This is a genomic window from Marinomonas balearica (genome assembly GCF_004362145.1).
In the GTDB taxonomy this organism is placed as follows: domain Bacteria; phylum Pseudomonadota; class Gammaproteobacteria; order Pseudomonadales; family Marinomonadaceae; genus Marinomonas; species Marinomonas balearica.
Map to the genome: position 1 here is coordinate 129,663 of NZ_SNXC01000011.1, position 18,286 is coordinate 147,948.

The window sequence follows — 18,286 nt, forward strand, 5'->3', positions numbered from 1 at the left end:
TTAAACCGCGTCTTCCCCAGTCTCTCCGGTACGAATACGAACCGCTTGCTCTAAATTAACGATAAAGATTTTACCGTCGCCGATTTTTCCTGTGTTTGCAGAACTAGAAATCGCTTCAACGACTTGATCAGTCATATCGTCTGCGATAGCAAGTTCAATTTTTACTTTAGGTAGGAAATCTACTACATACTCCGCACCACGGTAGAGTTCTGTATGGCCTTTTTGACGTCCGAATCCTTTTACTTCTGTAACAGTGATACCTTGAACACCGATTTCAGATAGGGCTTCGCGAACATCATCCAATTTAAAAGGCTTGATGATGGCAGTGATAAGCTTCATTCTGGCAATCTCCTTAGTTTTAGGATTATCTCGTATTGCGAGTAAAGTCCTCTATTCAATATGCGTGCCATAATCCTTAGAGCGAGCATTCATAAGGGCTAGAGAAAAGAGGAGGAAAAAAGTAAGCACTGATCTTGCGACTTTGTAGGGATATTTTGTTTTTAGATGGTGCGCTCGCACTTTTTTGGTGCTGGTGTGTTTTGCCTTGCTGTTTCCGCTCTAAATAAGGGTTAACTATTTGGTTTTCTACTATTTAGAGGCGTTTTTTTAGACATTGTTATTAATGTTTAGGAGAAGCCCTTGCCAACTCGGATCACTTTTTTCTCGTCAGTGCACGATATTAAAGCGTATTCCAACCGTGTGCGAAATTAGTGCAATTCATTGGTCAACAAATCGAATCTACCTTAATAGAGTGTTCCATAGGGTTTTAGTCGTTCAAATTGGCGCTTATTGAAGATTTCTTTTTATATCTCTTCATTGCTTTGTATACTTGAGCGATAACAGTGCCAAAAGCACCCTATCGGTCAGTCTTAATGCAAGAGGCGAGTATGCTAGATCAATTTATCAAACAAATGGGAGCAGGTTTAGAGCAAGCTGCGACTACATTAGGCAAAATTCCAGCTGAAGAAATTCAGCAACAACTGCACCAAGTAGCTAAAGAGACGCTTACTAAAATGGATTTGGTTACGCGCGAAGAGTTTGAAGTACAAGCCGACATGCTTGCTACCTACCGAAAGCGCCTTGTTGAGCTTGAGGCGCGTTTAGAAGAACTTGAGAAAACTGAATAATAAAATGGAAGCCCTATTGAAAAAATAGGGCAGTTGAGACGAAAAGTTCGTTTCAATTGGAAACTGATCAAGGAGTGATCATGAGTTTAGCTACTATATACAGTCGTGCCCGTGTCGGGGTCGACTCTCCTTTGGTAACCGTAGAAACCCATATATCAAACGGTTTGCCTGCATTAAATATCGTTGGTTTGCCTGAGGCAGCAGTGCGCGAAGCGAAGGATCGAGTGCGCAGCGCGATTCAAAACAGCCATTTCGAATTCCCAACGCAACGTATTACCATCAATTTAGCTCCAGCCGATTTGCCGAAGGAGGGTGGGCGTTACGATCTCGCTATAGCGATAAGTATACTGCTTGCATCTGGGCAACTTGGAGATTCAGAGCTTCGTCAGTATGAATTTTTGGGAGAGTTGTCTTTAGCAGGGGATGTAAGGGCGATCACTGGCTTGCTGCCCTCTGCGGTTGCATGCGCTAAAGCGGGCAGGCAGCTTATTTGTTCTGCAGGAAATGAACAGGAGGCCGGTTTAGTCGAGTCTGATGCGCTTTATGCGGCCTTCTTAACACAAGTGACTGCACATATATTGGGACAAAGTAAGTTACCTGTTTGTCAGCTTAGCCGGAATGTATGTGAAGGTGTTTCGAAGAAATTGCCCGATATGGCCGATGTCAAAGGACAGTATCAAGCTCGGCGAGCGTTAGAAGTTGCCGCAGCTGGAGGACATAACTTGTTGTTTGTAGGCCCTCCCGGAACAGGCAAAACCATGTTAGCGTCACGCCTTCCGGGAATTATGCCTAAGATGATTGAAAAGGAAGCATTGGAAGTCGCGTCGGTTCAATCTGTTTCGGGCAGAAAAATGGGTCATGATTGGTTTTGGTCGCAACGGATTTTCCGTTCACCGCACCACTCAAGCTCCGCGGCAGCGTTAGTTGGAGGCGGTTCCATTCCGAAACCCGGTGAAGCTTCTTTAGCGCATCGAGGTGTGTTATTTCTTGATGAGTTGCCGGAATTCGATCGTAAAGTGTTAGAAGTTTTACGTGAACCGTTGGAAAATGGCGAAATACACCTCTCACGCGCTCGCGGTCAAGTATCTTACCCTGCTCGGTTTCAGCTTGTGGCGGCAATGAATGCAAGTAACGAAGCTTACAAAGGCGAGCAAGATTACTATCAATCGCAGGCAAGCCAGAAGTACCTCAAAAAATTGTCAGCTCCTTTCTTAGACCGTATTGATTTGCATGTTGAGGTTCCACCACTTCCCTCTAGTTTGTTGGTTGATCAAAATGAATCAGGCGAACCCAGTAAGTTAATTCGGGAACGAGTAGAGCAGGCAGTGGCAAGACAGCGTTCTCGGCAGGGTTCCCAAAACGCACTTTTGTCAGGTCGAAAACTTGAGTTGATTTGCAATCTTAATGACGACGATAAGGCATTCATGCAACAAGCTTTGGAAAGATTAAAGCTCTCAGCAAGAGCTTATCATCGAGTCTTGAAAGTGGCACTCACGCTCGCTGACTTGGAAGGTGTTGATGTGTCGCGTAAGCATTTGATGGAATCACTTGGGTATCGAAAAATGGAAAAGATGTTATCAGCCGCTGTGGGTGGCTAATGTATTTAGGCTAATGTATTTAGATAATGCATTTTATAAAGATTCGGTGACTTGGTTGACTCTGACCGTATTAGCCAGTAAAAATGGCTTTTACTTATATCATATGTCTCTTATATAAGGATTCGAGGCATTTCAACATTGGAGATTGTTGATATGGTTGTGCAGTTGTTTCCCCTCTGGGCTGTTTTGTTATCGTTTTGTGCATATCTTATTCCTGATCTATTTGTTTCATTTAAATTAAGTATCGTTCCTTTGTTAATGGTTATCATGCTGTCGATGGGGTTGACGTTGCAGCTTGATGACTTCAAAAAAGTGTTTGTAAATCGAAAAGCAGTCATGGTCGGTGTTATTTTGCAGTTTTTAGTGATGCCGATTTCAGCATATTGCATTGCAACCGTGATGGGTTTTAGCCTTGAACTTACCATTGGTATGCTGCTTGTGGGCAGTGTTGCTGGTGGCACGGCATCCAATGTGATGTGTTACTTAGCAAAAGGGGATGTCGCGCTTTCAGTTTCTATGACAGCTATCTCAACGTTAACGGGTGTCATACTTACGCCATTGTTGGTGTCTGCTTTCATCGGCCAAAGTGTAAATGTGCCGACTTACACGATGTTCATTAGTCTGCTTAAAATCGTGTTAATTCCCGTCGCCGTAGGAGTATTAGCGAATACATTTTTAAATCGATATGTTAGAAAAATTAACGGTATTCTCCCTTATGTTTCGATGTTTACCATTGTATTTATCATCGCGATTGTTGTGGCATTGAGTGCTGATAATCTCTCAACTCTAGGTGTGTCCGTCATGTTTGCCGTGATGCTTCACAATGGAATAGGTTTAATGCTGGGTTATTGGGTGACTTTTGCCTTAGGTTTCGATGACAAAACGTGTCGGACTATTGCATTTGAAGTCGGGCTTCAAAATTCAGGATTAGCTTCAGCGCTTGCAATCAAGTTTTTTACGCCAATGTCGGCGCTTCCCGGTTCCATTTTTAGTATTTGGCATAATATTTCCGGTTCGTTGCTGGCTGGATACTGGAGTCGACGAGAGAAGAAAGTCTGATTACGTTTTTTTCTATGTTGTTTGAGGAAAAACGCGAAAGACAAATGAGTGCCACTGCGTTGATGATCAGGTAAAATATCTCAATCCGTCCATTACGCAGAGTCCCTCATGAGCCAAGCTATACCTTCAATTGCACAGCGATTAAAAAGCCTCAATAATCGCCAGTTAGAAGCGGTTAAACAAATTGATGGTCCACTCTTGGTGCTTGCTGGTGCGGGATCAGGAAAGACAAGCGTAATTACCACTAAAATCGCTTATTTAATTCAAACCTGTGGATTCAGAGCCTCCAGTATCGTTGCCGTGACCTTTACGAATAAAGCGGCACGAGAAATGAAAGAACGCGTCGTTAGTATGCTTTCTAAGGAAGAAAGCCGTGGCTTAAGTATCTCGACGTTTCATACGCTCGGCTTGAATATACTGCGTCGGGAGTACAGAAAGGCAGGACTGAAAGAAGGCTTCACTCTGTTTGATGCGCAAGACGGTCAGGCACTCATTAAAGAAATTCTAGATAAAGAATTTAATGGTCAAACGGACTCTACTGCCTACTGTCAGCATACTATTTCCAATTGGAAAAATGATCTTATTCCAACCCAACAAGCGGTTGTTAATGCGGACACCGAAGAATTATTGCTAGCCGCTCAGGTATACGCACAATATCAACGATATTTGCGTGCCTACAATGCAGTGGATTTCGATGATCTGATTTTACTCCCCGTCAGCTTATTGATGTCTGATGAAGCGTTGCGTGATAAGTGGCAGAAGAAGGTGCGCTATTTGTTGGTCGACGAGTGTCAAGATACCAATACCAGTCAATACGAATTGATTCGTCTTTTAGCTGGTTTTCGCCGCTGTTTTACCTTGGTTGGGGATGATGATCAGTCCATTTATGCATGGCGAGGCGCTCGTCCTGAGAACCTAGAACAACTGTCAGTCGACTACCCAAACTTAAAGCTGGTAAAGCTTGAGCAAAACTACCGTTCAACAAAAACGATATTAAAATCAGCCAATACCTTGATCGCGAATAACCCACACGTCTACGACAAATCCTTGTGGAGTGATTTGGGGATCGGTGATCCGATACGAGTGATGGTGACACGAAATGAAGACGCAGAGTGTGAACGCGTTGCAGCAGAAATTCAGGCAAAGCATCTTCGTAATGACATTCCCTACAAAGACTTTGCTGTATTGTATCGCGGGAATCATCAGGCCCGGTTGTTGGAGATTAAACTTCAGGCATATCGCATTCCTTATAAAATGAATGGCGGAACCTCATTCTTCTCGCGGGCTGAAATAAAAGATTTGATGGGCTATCTAAGGTTATTGGTGAACCCAGAAGACGATAATGCGTTCTTACGAGTGATTAACCTTCCTCGTCGTGACATTGGTCCAGCGACGTTAGAAAAAGTTGGCTTATTGGCGAATCAGCTTAAGGTCAGTTTACTTGCCGCAGCAGGCGATAAAGCATTGGATGAGAGTGTTACCGGTAAACCTCTTAGGAGTATTCAAGAGTTTACTAAGTGGATGGACACTTTGCGTCAAAGTTTGGAGAAAGGCTCTCCGATTCCTGTTATCGAACAAATGATCTACGACATCGACTACTATGGTTGGCTGCAAGAGCAAGCAAGCTCGCCCAAAGCAGCTGAACGTCGTATTGAAAACGTACGTTTTTTGATTGAATCCATTCAACGTATGATGGAGTCCGCGTGGGAAGAAGACGCTGATGCGGGTCTAGATCAAGCGATTGCTAAGCTTCTTTTGATCGATATGCTAGAGCGTCAAGAAGAGGAGGAAGATGAAGACAAAGTTCAACTACTGACATTACATGCTTCCAAAGGGCTTGAATACCCTCACGTTTTCTTGATTGGTTGCGAAGAAGAGCTGCTTCCCCATAGAAACAGCATCGAAAATGACGATATTGAAGAAGAGCGACGACTCGCTTACGTTGGTATTACTCGAGCTAAACGCACCTTATGCATTACCATGGCTTCGAAGCGCCGCCAATTTGGAGAAGAGATTGATTGTCTCCCAAGCCGATTTTTAGATGAGCTGCCTCAAGAAGACCTTGTATGGGAAGGTCGTGGGGATGAGTCAGCACAACAAAAGAAAGAACAAGGTAAAGCGTCTCTTTCCGCGCTTAAGGCGATGTTGAACAAGTAATTATTCAAGGAAGGCATTGGGTAGATTGATTGTAGATCGCATCGTCAATGCTGCTTCCTTAACTAGAATAACTATTCCCTTAGCCACAATAACCGTTCCCTGAGCCACAATAACTGTTCCCTGAGCCTGTCGAAGGGAGCTTAATACCATCGATTCAAAGGTATACAAAGAGGTTTCGACAAGCTCAGCCAGCAGTTTGGCTTTTTACCTTATCAATGTTGGTCTCTGAACCACAATTCTGTTCCCTTAGCTACAATACTGTTCCCTGAGCCACAATAACTGTTCCCTGAGCCTGTCGAAGGGAGCTTAATACCATCGATTTAAAGGTATACAAAGAGGCTTCGACAAGCTCAGCCAGCAGTTTGGCTTTTTACCTTATCAATGTTGGTCTCTAAACCATAATTCTGTTCCCTGAGCCTGTCGAAGGGATGTTTTTTTAAACTTCTAACCCTTGCATCCACAGTTGAGTGAGTTGATTTACTGAAATCGCCTTATGATTTAACGTTGGTTCTGTATTCATATCGAATATCTGTCGTGCAAGCTGCCTGCCTATTGTTTGAGTAGATGTGGTCTTCGCTATACGTTTTTGAAAGAATGTATTCAGCTTACTGTCCAAATCAATTTCGCGTTTCTGGACGCATTCTGTCTCTAAAGTCTGTGCAAGATGCCATGCATCTTCTAAGGCTTGGCAAGCACCTTGTCCTGATGTGGGTAAAGCAGCGTGAGCGGCATCTCCTATCATGACTACATTGTCTTTATGCCAATAAGGCAGCGGATCTAGATCATGAACAAAGATGCGATTGAGTGATGGTTTATCGTAACTGCTAAGCACATTTCGAATGTTTTCTGGCCAGAGTTGAAAGCGTTGATGCATTTCCCTGTACCAATCCGATAACGGCCTTTCTTTGTCCATCTCGGTACGCCATGCAGCGGCCCAAAAACACTGGTTATTTTTCACTGGTACAATGCCAAAGCGTTCTTGTTTGGTTTCATGATCATTAAATCGATAATCTTGAATAGCGTGATCTAGTGTGTCGGTTTTTAACTGGCTGATACCGACAATGTTGATGAAACCTTGGTACTTAGGGAGTACTTTATCAGTGTATAGATACTTTCGAACGGGTGAATTCATACGGCCATCGCACCCAACCACGAGATCAGCATCTTGTTTTAGTCTATCAATATCTTGTTCTGTAATGGCGTGATTGAAGTGAATCTTCACTTCTATTTTCTCCAATGCTTCTGCGAGGATCGCCAGCAGGTCACGGCGAAATATTGTCACACAGGGAGCATTACTTAGTCTATTTATCGCCTCAATGTCTAATTCAGATTGTTGAATACCATCCTTGTCATACTGGCGTGTAAACTTTGGGGCTCCTCCGGCACATTCTATTGTTTTTGAAAGCCCCATTTTATCTAAAACAAACATGGCATTTGGCCACAGAGTGACGCCAGCCCCGATTGATGAGATACAAGAAGCGCGTTCATACATGCTTACCTGAAAGCCTTTTCTTTTCGCTAAAATAGCAAAGGCCATTCCCGATATCCCCGCCCCGATGATGATAATTTTTTTCATACTGTTCATTTTTCTACCTCGATAGTATATTTCGAAGGTATTCTTACAAAGCCATTAAATAGGATAAACCTATCTTATTTGGTTTAATAATCCCGTATTTTGAGATAATAAAAGGGGTTAAAGTATGTGATACAGGTATGAGATAAATGTGTGAGGAAAAAATGCGAGATAAAAGATGATAGAAAGTGTAGAGCTGCAATGGCTGCTTAGTTTCAAGGCTGTGTACGAAGCATTGAGCTTTAAATGTGCTGCGCAGAAATTACAGATGCCGACTTCTAATGTGAGCCGACATGTTGCTTTGCTCGAACAAGCTCTCAACTTAAGGTTGTTAGAACGGACAACACGAAAAATGACGCCTACAGCGGCAGGCGAAAAGCTCTATCATGGCATTGCCCCCATCACATTGGCGCTCGATGATTTGCTGGAAGAAGTTTGCCTTGATGGCGATTCACTTGCGGGTCATTTAAAACTTATAATGCCTGACTTGTCTTTTTTAGCGGATATCGTTGCAGAATTTTGCCTCCAAAATCCTCGAATAAAGCTCAGTTGTGATACGCAACTAAACCCCACCGAAGGCCTCCTAGAGGGGTTCGACCTTGTCTTAAGGTTTGGTCGCGGGCAATTAGAAGATTCGGGTTGGGTTGCTAAGGAAGTAATGCGTTGGCCGAGTTGTATTGTTGTTGCTCCGCAGTTAATGGCTCGTCATCCAATGCCGCAAACCGTAGAGGAATTGAGTAAGGCCCCTTGTATCACAAGTCTATCAGTTTTGCAGGGCATGCCGTGGAATTTTCAAAATGGCCGTACTATTCAAGTTGTCTCTAGCTACAAGGTTAACAGTGGCCAAATGGCAAAAGCGGCAGCGCTGAGAGGGCTTGGTTTTGCGATACTCCCTATTCATGCATGTGAAACAGAAATTGAACAAGGGTCTCTTATTAAGGTTGAGCTAGACTGTATTCCTGAGGATCTTGTTTTATATGCCTTATACTCGGGAAGAAAATACCCCTTAGCGAAAGTGAAAGCGTTTCTGGCGCACTTGGAAAAGAGGGTTAGAAGCATTGTCAGCCCTTGAGTACTGAATAAGGTTTGTGGCTGAACTATTGACTAAGAGATGCGGGTGGTAAATGAGTGGTCGATAGAAAGCAGCCTACTGAAAATACGACTGAATAGAGGTTATCTATGATAATGCAATGGCTTGAAAAAATGTCAGGAACAAAATGGCTCGGAAACGGAGAGTTATGGCTTGATCCTGAAGGCAACAATGCCGACACGTATCCTTGTGAATTAATGATCAAAGCAGATTCCATTCACTATGTTTGGACCTTTGAAGGCGAGAAAAAACAAGGAAGCTTCGTGTTTAATGATAGCGGTGCGGTTTGGGTAGACAGCTGGCATCAGCAAGAATCTGTGCAGTGCTTAAATGTGCCTCAAGCGTGGGGGGTTTTTACGCTGAGCTATGAGTATGAAGTTCCGAACAACCCTAACTGGGGGTGGCAAAGTAAACTGTCTGAACGCCCTGATGGAACACTTGTTCTCCAAATGACAAACATCACGCCATGGGGTGAAGACGGCAGGGCGGTAAGAATGGTGTTTACTCGATAATAGGTTAATAAATTAGTTTAAGCGGACTTCCTTAAGACATCAGTTTGGAGTCTTTTCATTCATCATCGATTAGCTGTGCCTAGTGAATAGCAGTTAAATAGCATGGTTTAATTAAACTGTGCTCAAGGTTGTTGTCTGTGTCTGTGTCTGGGTAAGGATATTGAAAGTATGGATGTGATCAAAATAAATCCGCTAGATACCCATAAACAGGTTACCAATCCGTAACTTTCGAAAAGTAAACCTGACAAGATAGTGCCGATCAGTCGCCCCATCGCATTCGCCATGTAGTAGAAACCTACGTCTAACGATACTCCATCCCCTTTTGCATAAAGCACAATAAGGTAACTGTGTAAGGAGGAGTTGATAGCAAATAACGCTCCGAACAGTAACAAACCACTGATTAATATCGTGGTGTTCCATTGTTCGGATACATCGAGCGATAAGGCAATCGCAGCGGGAATAAGCGTTAAACTCAATGCCCAAAACAGCGCTGCGCGTCCATCAGGCGTTTTCCCTTGTTTCTTGCCTGTAAAATTCGGTGCGAAGGCTTGAATAACGCCATACCCGATTATCCATGCGGCCATAAAGCCACCTACTAGCCAATGATCCCACTCCAGTGTCATTGAAAGGTATACAGGCAAGGCAATCACAAACCAAACATCGCGAGCACCAAATAAGAATAAGCGCGCAGCCGACAGTGTGTTGATCGCTCGGCTTTTCGATAATAGATCCTTAAATTTAGGCTTGTATTTTGCTTTCCCTAGATCGTCTTTTAGAGCCCAAAGGCTGAATAGCCAGACAATCGCCAGTGCGACCCACATGATAAGAATAGCGCCTTGAAATTCGAAAGCAGCCAGTAAAGCCCCACCTAAAAAGAAGCCAATGCCTTTCAATGCGTTTTTAGAACCCGTGAGCAGAGCAACCCATTTATAGAGTGATTGGTTTGCATTTTCTGGGACCAGTACTTTTATGCTGCTCTTGGCGCTCATTTTATTAAGGTCTTTTGCGATACCAGACAGCGCTTGTGCGGCCATGACCCAAGGTACCGTTAACCATGATGCCTCAACCAGCAACATACCGAGTGCAACGATTTGCAAGGCGAGGCCGATATTCATGGTCTTGTTTAAACCAATGCGCGCGCCAAGCCACCCACCAACGAGGTTGGTAACGACTCCGAAAAACTCATAAAACAGAAATAACATGGCAATCGACAGTGGGCCGTACCCAAGGTCGTGAAAATACAGAACAACGAGCATTCGCAATGCACCGTCGGTCAGTGTAAAAGCCCAGTAGTTGCCTGTTATAACAAGATATTGTTTTACATTGGCTGGAAGCTGGCTCAGTGCTCGCATGAAAAGAGTGACCTCATCTTGGCCTTCCCCCGAAGGGGAAGGAATCACGTAGCGGATGTTAGTGTTGTGGTTTTAGGGTTCGGTGCATTAACGACGGTCGAGTTCTGCGACCATGCGCATGAGTTCTGCGGTACGGTTCGCGTAGCCCCATTCGTTGTCATACCACACGTAGAGTTTTACTTGAGTGTCGTTGACGACCATCGTTGATGGCGCATCAATGATGCTGGAACGCGGGTCAGTACGGTAATCGATCGACACAAGAGGGCGTTCTTCAAAGCCTAATATTCCGTTTAATTCGTTCTCGGAGGCTTGTTGCAATAGAGAATTGATTTCACTCTCCGTGACTTCGCGATCCATTTCAAATACGCAGTCCGTTAAGGAAGCATTAGCCAATGGGACACGGACGGCGTGACCATTTAACTTGCCTTTTAGTTCTGGAAAAATATGAGTGATTGCGGTTGCTGAGCCAGTTGTCGTTGGTATAAGGCTCATTCCACAAGCGCGGGCACGACGCAGGTCTTTATGCGGTGCGTCCAAAATAGTTTGCGTATTTGTGATGTCATGAATCGTTGTCATGGAGCCGTGTTTGATACCAACTTTTTCATGCAATACTTTGACAACCGGAGCTAGGCAATTAGTTGTACAAGACGCAGCGGTTACTATTGGGTGGGAAGCGGGATCGTAATCTTCGTGATTGACGCCCATGACAACGTTAAGAACGCCTTCTTCTTTTACAGGGGCGGTGACTACAACACGTTTTACACCTTGTTCAAGGTACGCGTTTAATAAAGCCTTAGTTTTCATTTTGCCAGAGGCTTCTATGACAACGTCACACCCTGACCAATCAGTGTCGCCGATTTGCATGTTTTGGGTGCAATTAATGTGGTGTTCACCGATGATCATCGTATTGTTTTCTGACGATGCTTCGTGGTGCCAGCGTCCATGTATAGAATCAAAACTAATAAGATGAGCCAATGTCTCAGCATCGCCCGCAGGGTCGTTTATTTGTACAAACTCGATGCCTTCCCAGTCAAAAGCAGCTCTAAAAGAGAGTCGCCCCATGCGTCCAAAACCGTTTATACCTACTTTAATTGTCATCAATATTCCTCCAAAAAATGTTTATGTCGGGTGTCGTGGCTAAGAGTGTTTCTGCGTTCTTAATTCATCTGTTTACGTTTCACAGCAGGACGCGATGCGCGTTGGTCTATCGCCCATAGCAAACAGGCTTTCAGAAGCAGTGGATAGAAAATTGGCATTGTTCGTAAGCGCCAGCGCAATGATCTCATTGACCCAACCAGATAAGTCATCATGCATACGGTAGTAAACCCACTTTCCATTTCGGCGATCTTGAAGGAGACCGATTTGTTTTAGTTGAGCTAAATGGCGAGAAATTTTCGGCTGACTTTCGTCTAAAGCGTGCTGCAGTTCACAGACGCAAAGCTCTTTTTCTTGAGTAATAAGAAGGATGCTTTTTAGACGAGTTTCGTCTGCTAAAGATTTGAATAACGTCACAGGAGTGATCATAAGCTGTTTGTTTAATTGCCGACGCTAATGGAACCATAACAGTAGCACGGAAACTCATATATGGAAAATCGAATATGTTTTTTTATAAGTTAATTTTTTCTTAATAAAGGCCTTCTAACATGGGGCATGTTGAGCGTGAAAATGAGTATGAAGGTAATTTGTTTCAATTTGGTGTTTATTTAATCGATTGCAATCTACTCTTTAAATTCGAATTAAAAAATGACGTTACTGCATATTTAGTGCAAACTCTGCAAATACTATTCGTATTATGAATATGCCTTATTCATGATATTACCCAGGGGTTGAGCGGTTATGAGGACTTTCTTTGAAGTTCATTTGAGGTTGGTGATCACTGTATGGTTGATCTTACTCTCGGTTTTGAGTCTTCTCTATTTAATGAATTACATGAAATTCGACAGTTTAATGTCGAGTGTGGTTTCTTCGAAACTTGAGGTGATTTCCGCCTCCTTAGAAACGTCCATCAAGCGTGCTGAGCGATTGGGAATTTCGTTTCAATCTGCGGATAACGTAAAAGAGCAAATTGATAGAGCAAGGCATCGAGAGTCTAATGTTTTGTCTATTTCACTGATTGATCAGCAAGGTGGCCTTGTGTATCAATCACGTGCAGACGAAGGTGAGTATGTCCCTGTTTCTCAGGATGTCATCAGACGAGCGCTTAAATCGAATGAAGCTAAGTGGACGTTCAGTAATGACTCTGAACTGTACAGTGGGTTGCAGATTACGAACAGCTTTGGCTCCTTAGCGGGCAGTGTTGTCATTGAATACGATAAATCGGCTCTTTATGGCATGTATGCCTTAGTCCGTTTACACCTTTTGGAAGCGACTATTTTAATCTTCCTTGTATTTTCTCTTGTTGTGTTTTTGATCATTCGTTTTGGTTTTGCCGACGTAGCTAATGTCATTAAATTGATTCATGGGTATTCGTCAGGTGAAAAGAAAGCGCTTGACGGCGCGGCACATGGATCCATGTCTCACAACATTGCTGAACAGATTAAGCAAAGCGAAAAGATGAAGTCGTATGTCTCAGACGAGCTCGAACGCATCAATAGCTTGGCGAAAGAAGGTGAGATAAAACGATGAATAATAAGATGAAAAGCATGGCGAGCCTGATTAACAGTCGCCTTATTTTGATCACGGTTATTAGTGCCTTTCTTGCGTCCATTCTCAGCGCTGTTTATACGTTGGTTGAGTTTAACTTTGCGGTTAAACCGGAATTGTTGAAAAAAGCGAACGCCATTGCTCAAAGCGTTCACGAAGACGTGGGTCTTGCGGTAACTGCCGGTGTTCCTTTTGATCAAATTCGCGGTATGGATAGCTATTTAGAAGACACCATCTCCAAGTACCCTGAGCTGACTTTTATTGCTGTTACGAGCAAAAAAACGGTTTTGTATTCCGTTGGAGAAGTGCCTTCGTTAGGTAATGTTGATAACTCAGTTTTCGAACAAAACTCGGCTCGTTATTTAAATGCATCATTCGGTGAGCGTCTAACGGCCGTAGCCAATGAGCTTCCTATGCTCCTACCGTCTTTTTTGAAAAGCGGTGAGCAAAAACAAGATGATATTTATCGACTGAATTTAGAAAAAGAAGGGCTTTCTGATAGCGCTGTTTATGTGGGGTTAAGTTCAAATTACGTTCAATCTCAACTCACCGACATCTTTTTCGATATTGCTATCGTACTTGTAGCGGTTCTTCTTGTCTGCTTTGAAGTCGTGATGGTCGTTGTTATGTTTTACATATCAGGGCCTCTTGAAGAATCTGAATCCATTCTTAAACGGCAAATTGCAGGTGACTTTTCAGTTAATGACAAAGCCCCCGCTCAAGGTGCAATTGGTCACTTTGCAGAGCGGCTAAATGAGGATTCTAAAGAACTTCAGGGGCGCTTTAGTCGATTGATGAATCGATTTTCCACTGAGCAACATAAGGCGATGGATAACCTTCGAAACATTGCTGAGAAATTTAAACTGCAGAATAGCTTAGGAATGAAACGAGGCGATATCGTCGATGCTCGCATTCCTTTGTTTGTTTTTTCGTTTGCCGAAGAGCTGCAAAAGTCCTTTATGCCGCTGTTTGTTGCTGAATTCTACGAGCCGAATTCTTGGGTGTCGGAAGATGTCATGCTAGGTCTTCCAATTTCGGTGTTTATGTTCGTCATCGCTGTATGTACTCCTTTTGCAGCAAAATGGGTTGACCGATGGGGCCAGAAGCCGTTGTTTTTGCTTGGTCTTATTCCTGCTGTTGCTGGATATTTAGGGTGTGCCTTTGCAAATGACAGTGTCGATATTGTTATTTCTAGGGGCATCACAGCACTCGGATATGCAGTGATCACTATTAGTTGTCAAAGTTATATTGCGGCCGTTGTGACACCTGAAAATAGAGCAAAAGGCATGGCGATTTTTGTCGGTGTGCTCATGACAGCAACCATGTGTGGTACGGCGTTGGGGGCGATCATTGCCGATCGCGTTGGTTATCAGCCTGTTTTCTTGGTATCTGCTGTTTTGGCTTGTTTTGCTGGGGTTCTGGCGTGGCGCATGTTTCAAGGCGGTGTTAGCGGTCCGAAAAAAGCAGCCGGTCAAAAAGGTGGTCTTAAATACCTCGCTCGAAATGTGCGGTTCGTTGCAGTGGTTGTTTGCTGTGCGATCCCTGCAAAAATTGTATTGACTGGTTTCTTGTACTTCATGGTTCCGCTCTATTTGGTGTCGCTTGATGCAAGTCAGTCTGAAATCGGTCGAATTATGATGATCTATTCCTTGATTATCATTCCGATCAGTCCCATTGCCTCAGGTATTGCAGACAAAACGAAAAAAATGCGCGAGCTGGTGGTGCTTGGTACGATCCTGTCGGGTGCTATTTTAATCTCCCTTTATGGCGAAGCGTCGCTGTTCAAAATATTGCTGGCAGTAACCTTAATGGGTATCGCGCACTCGATTCTTAAAGCACCACTTATTGCATGTGCACTCGAAGCATCAGAAAGCACGCCTGAAGTAGGTCGTACTGAGGTGCTGGGTATTTTGAGAACATCTGAACGTATCGGCAGTGTACTAGGGCCTATTATTGTTGCATTCCTGCTTTCGTTTTATGACTTCGGTCAGGCTATGGCTTTTGTTGGTGTCGGCATCATCGCGGCAGGTATATGCACGCTGATTTTTCTGCGCTCAACTTCATCGAACGATACAGAGGAGGCGTCAGCATGAAATTCATAGGTGTAATGTTTACGTTGATGCTCGTCTTGGTTTCCAATGCTTTTGCGGCTGAGAATGGAGACAATAAAAAGACTGTCTTTATGACCGTTTGGCGAGGGTGTGAAGAGGCATGCCAAGGCTTTCACGATTACTTGAAAGGCCAGCCTGTAGACATAATTGTTCGAAATGCTAACCGTGATCGATCAAAGCTGGCGGGCTTTTTAGAAGAAGCCAAAACGCTTTCCCCTGATCTGGTGGTTACGTGGGGAACCAGCGTTAGTAAAGCAATAATTGGTACTCGAAAAGAATACGGTACAGCAACAAAGCTAGGCGATATTCCAGTCATGTTTATGATTGTTGCAGACCCTCTTGGTGCCGATATTATTGAATCTCATAACACCAGTGGCAGACCAACGGTAGCGGGCATTCGTAACCGTGTGGGCGAAGATGTTCAAATTAAAGCAATGCGAGAGTACTTTCCTGTCGATAAAGTAGGAGTGTTGTATTCGTCTGGAGAGCTGAACTCTGTCTTAAATACACAAAAGCTGGAAGCTCTGTCAAAGGAAATGAACTTCGAAGTTGTAACACAAGTGTATGATCTAGACGAATCGGGTAAACCGCTGCCGAATCAGTTTGATGCCAAAATGGCTCAGCTCGCTGAGAGAGGCGCAGATGTTATTTATGTGGGATCCAGCTCATACAACCAAACCAACAGCGATGAGTTTACAAAGGCGGCGATAAAGTATGGGCTGCCCGTTGCAAGTGCTTATGATTCAATGGTGACAGGCTCTTCGGCATTGATATCAGTATCGAATAAATACTACTTAGTTGGACAGCTGGCAGCCAACCAAGCAGGTAAAATCCTGTTTGATGGTGCGGTTCCCGGGGAGCTGCCAATTGCTGAATTAAGCAGTTATTCTATGTCTATCAACATGGCAGTTGCGCGACAAATGTCGCTTTACCCCCCTATTCAGTTGCTCAGGTTTGCTGATCTGGTCAATATTGATGGCAAGGATGCGAGTAAGTAAATGAACGAATTAGTTGATCCCGCTGGCAGCTACCTAGTTGTAAAGGATTCAGGTAACACTGAGTTTGTTGCAACAAACCTTATCGTTGAGGAAGCGCTTAGCGATGAGTATGAATGGGTTGTCGATGTATTGGTCACCACATCAGCACCATCTGATTGGATTGGCGAAGACATTTCATGCGATGTGTTCAACGTAGTCGGAAGCAGTCGTTCCAGTACTCGTCAATTCAAAGGCTATGTGGTTAAAGCTCAAGCGCAATCACAACGCATTGATTCTACATATTATACGATTCAACTGACGGTCAAGCCTTGGCTCTTTCTACTCAAACATTCACGCCAATGCCGAGTGTTTCAAGAGCAAACTACGCAAACGATTGTTACCTCTATTTTCGATGATCTTGGCTTTAAGGGGGATTACAGTGTTAAAAGTATGCCCTCAACGAAGCGAGAATACTGCGTTCAATTTAATGAATCTGACTTTGATTTTGTCGTTCGATTGTTAGCCGAAGAAGGTGTTCATTTTTACTTTGGTAAAGACAGCAAAGCAAGCACCTTATATCTTCAGGATGGTTCTAAACCGTTCGCTAAAGACGATTTGGCAACACTTGATTATGCTGCCGCGCCTACTGGTGACTACGAAGTTCTAAATAAATGGCAACGAGAGCACGCATTTCACAGTGCTTCTGTTGAGCTAACGGCTTACGATTATAATCAAGCTAAGCTGGTTACCAGTAAAGCTAAAAAGTCTAAATACTCAATATCGGGCAATACCAAGTTGACTGAGTATTTCTACCCATCCGCCAGTAAAACAGGGGCGTATACGGATCTTGCTTCTTCAATTGCTGATATACAGCGTGGGCAACTGGATTCAGACTATCACAAAGTGTTAGCTGAGACCGAGTCTGCTGACTTGTGTGTAGGTCACTATTTAAAACTCAATGCGCACCCAAATAGCAGCGATAAAGGAAATTATCTCGTATCAAAGATTCATACTGAGTTTAAAGAAAGCGGAAATTCAGGGATCCAAGTTAATAATTCCTTAATCTGTATACCCGAAGATCAGCAAAGTTATCCAGTAATGCAGGAAAAACCCGTGGTTCACGGACTTCAGTCAGCAATTGTTGCGGGAAGTAAGGATGGCGAGCCTGCAAATGATGCGTTGGGTCGAGTTCGAATTAAGTTTCATTGGGATCCGGAAACTGGCGATAAAACCAGTTGTTGGGTAAGGGTCGCTCAAGGAATGGCGGGAGGGAGTTATGGAATGCAGTTTTTACCGCGCGCTGGGCAAGAAGTGCTTGTCAGTTTTATTAACGGTAACCCTGATCAGCCTGTCATTGTGTCGAGTGTTTACAACAACACAAACAAACCTCCATACCCTACTGCCAACACAACCCAGAGCGGTGTAAAAACCAAATTGGTCGGTGAGTCTAACGAACTTCGATTTGATGATAAAAAAGACAACGAATCGATTTATATGCACGCCGCTAAAGACCTCACGAGTGACATTGTTAACGACCACACTGAAACAGTGGGCGGTGAAATGTCGCTAGCGGTGACAAAGAACATAAAGCAAACCGTAGAGAAAACGCACAGTCTCACTGCAAAAGAAGATGTTAGTGTAAAAACTGAAAAGAACTACACGTTAACAGCGACTGAAAAAATCACGGAAAGTGGTAAAGAGATTACCTTAGAAGGTGACAGCAAAATCACGTTAAAGGTGGGCAGCAGTGAGATCGTGATGACCAGTAGCAAAATAGAAATTTCGAGTGGAACGGTCGAAATTTCAGGCAGCTCTAAAGTGTCTGTTGATGGAGGTAGTTTGAGTCAATCAGGCACTTCTGTTTCGATCAAGTCTGATGGCTCCTTTAGTGCAAAAGGCGGAACGTCAATGTCTCTACAGGCTGGCACAAGTTTAAGTGCAAAAGGCTCGACAGGTGTCACGATCAAAGGGCTGAACTGTACGATGCAAGGCGATGTTGGAGCAACAGTGAAAGGCAACGCAACGGCAGAAATATCGGCAAGTGGAATGACGACCGTAAAAGGCGGCGTAGTGATGGTGAACTAGTG

15 protein-coding genes are annotated in these 18,286 nt (G+C 43.8%); 10 read left to right on the top strand and 5 right to left on the bottom strand.

The features are described 5' to 3' along the window. Positions 1 to 339 (bottom strand): P-II family nitrogen regulator, encoded by a 339-nt coding sequence (glnK, locus tag DFP79_RS08045; RefSeq protein ID WP_133503419.1) that lies wholly within the window; start codon positions 337 to 339, stop codon positions 1 to 3. A gap of 548 nt (positions 340 to 887) precedes the next feature. Between glnK and DFP79_RS08050 the strand changes: the two genes are divergently transcribed. The 4 genes from DFP79_RS08050 to rep all read left to right on the top strand — a co-directional run bounded on the left by DFP79_RS08050 (position 888) and on the right by rep (position 5,941). Continuing rightward, a complete protein-coding gene (locus DFP79_RS08050; protein ID WP_133503420.1) occupies positions 888 to 1,127 on the top strand; it encodes an accessory factor UbiK family protein in 240 nt (79 codons plus the stop codon). A gap of 80 nt (positions 1,128 to 1,207) precedes the next feature. Next, the gene (locus DFP79_RS08055) at positions 1,208 to 2,725 is read left to right on the top strand and encodes a YifB family Mg chelatase-like AAA ATPase (protein ID WP_133503421.1); all 1,518 of its coding nucleotides are present in this window, start codon (positions 1,208 to 1,210) and stop codon (positions 2,723 to 2,725) included. A 153-nt stretch (positions 2,726 to 2,878) separates the two neighbouring features. Next, positions 2,879 to 3,784: a bile acid:sodium symporter family protein gene (locus tag DFP79_RS08060; RefSeq protein ID WP_208111407.1), complete on the top strand. Its 906-nt coding sequence runs from the start codon at positions 2,879 to 2,881 to the stop codon at positions 3,782 to 3,784. 108 nt (positions 3,785 to 3,892) lie between these two features. After that, on the top strand, positions 3,893 to 5,941 hold the full coding sequence (rep, locus tag DFP79_RS08065; protein ID WP_133503422.1) for a DNA helicase Rep: 2,049 nt from the start codon (positions 3,893 to 3,895) through the stop codon (positions 5,939 to 5,941). A gap of 436 nt (positions 5,942 to 6,377) precedes the next feature. Here the strand turns inward: rep and DFP79_RS08070 are convergent, their stop codons facing one another. After that, positions 6,378 to 7,526, bottom strand: coding sequence for an FAD-dependent oxidoreductase (locus DFP79_RS08070; RefSeq protein WP_133503423.1), 1,149 nt, complete (start codon positions 7,524 to 7,526; stop codon positions 6,378 to 6,380). Positions 7,527 to 7,692: 166 nt separating this feature from the next. Here DFP79_RS08070 and DFP79_RS08075 point away from each other — a divergent pair, with 166 nt between their 5' ends. Beyond that, the gene (locus DFP79_RS08075; protein ID WP_133503424.1) at positions 7,693 to 8,586 is read left to right on the top strand and encodes a LysR family transcriptional regulator; all 894 of its coding nucleotides are present in this window, start codon (positions 7,693 to 7,695) and stop codon (positions 8,584 to 8,586) included. A 107-nt stretch (positions 8,587 to 8,693) separates the two neighbouring features. Then, positions 8,694 to 9,116: a hypothetical protein gene (locus DFP79_RS08080; RefSeq protein ID WP_133503425.1), complete on the top strand. Its 423-nt coding sequence runs from the start codon at positions 8,694 to 8,696 to the stop codon at positions 9,114 to 9,116. 122 nt (positions 9,117 to 9,238) lie between these two features. Here the strand turns inward: DFP79_RS08080 and arsJ are convergent, their stop codons facing one another. The 3 genes from arsJ to DFP79_RS08095 form a co-directional block, all read right to left on the bottom strand. Then, on the bottom strand, positions 9,239 to 10,468 hold the full coding sequence (gene arsJ, locus DFP79_RS08085; RefSeq protein WP_133503426.1) for an organoarsenical effux MFS transporter ArsJ: 1,230 nt from the start codon (positions 10,466 to 10,468) through the stop codon (positions 9,239 to 9,241). A gap of 87 nt (positions 10,469 to 10,555) precedes the next feature. Next, positions 10,556 to 11,566 carry an ArsJ-associated glyceraldehyde-3-phosphate dehydrogenase gene (locus DFP79_RS08090; RefSeq protein ID WP_133503427.1) on the bottom strand — a complete coding sequence of 337 codons (1,011 nt, stop codon included), beginning with the start codon at positions 11,564 to 11,566 and terminating at the stop codon, positions 10,556 to 10,558. 72 nt (positions 11,567 to 11,638) lie between these two features. Then, positions 11,639 to 11,989, bottom strand: a complete 351-nt coding sequence (locus DFP79_RS08095; protein ID WP_279526498.1) for a metalloregulator ArsR/SmtB family transcription factor — start codon at positions 11,987 to 11,989, stop codon at positions 11,639 to 11,641. A 315-nt stretch (positions 11,990 to 12,304) separates the two neighbouring features. Between DFP79_RS08095 and DFP79_RS08100 the strand changes: the two genes are divergently transcribed. Genes DFP79_RS08100 through DFP79_RS08115 form a run of 4 tightly spaced genes read left to right on the top strand, consistent with a single transcriptional unit; the run spans position 12,305 to position 18,284 of the window. Next, the gene (locus tag DFP79_RS08100; protein ID WP_133503429.1) at positions 12,305 to 13,093 is read left to right on the top strand and encodes a hypothetical protein; all 789 of its coding nucleotides are present in this window, start codon (positions 12,305 to 12,307) and stop codon (positions 13,091 to 13,093) included. Beyond that, complete coding sequence (locus DFP79_RS08105) at positions 13,090 to 15,204, top strand: MFS transporter (protein WP_133503430.1); 2,115 nt, start codon at positions 13,090 to 13,092, stop codon at positions 15,202 to 15,204. The genes DFP79_RS08100 and DFP79_RS08105 overlap by 4 nt, the downstream gene beginning before the upstream one ends. Beyond that, the gene (locus DFP79_RS08110; protein WP_133503431.1) at positions 15,201 to 16,220 is read left to right on the top strand and encodes an ABC transporter substrate-binding protein; all 1,020 of its coding nucleotides are present in this window, start codon (positions 15,201 to 15,203) and stop codon (positions 16,218 to 16,220) included. The genes DFP79_RS08105 and DFP79_RS08110 overlap by 4 nt, the downstream gene beginning before the upstream one ends. Beyond that, a complete protein-coding gene (locus DFP79_RS08115) occupies positions 16,221 to 18,284 on the top strand; it encodes a type VI secretion system Vgr family protein (RefSeq protein WP_133503432.1) in 2,064 nt (687 codons plus the stop codon). It abuts the gene before it with no gap. The last annotated feature ends 2 nt before the right edge of the window (positions 18,285 to 18,286 follow it).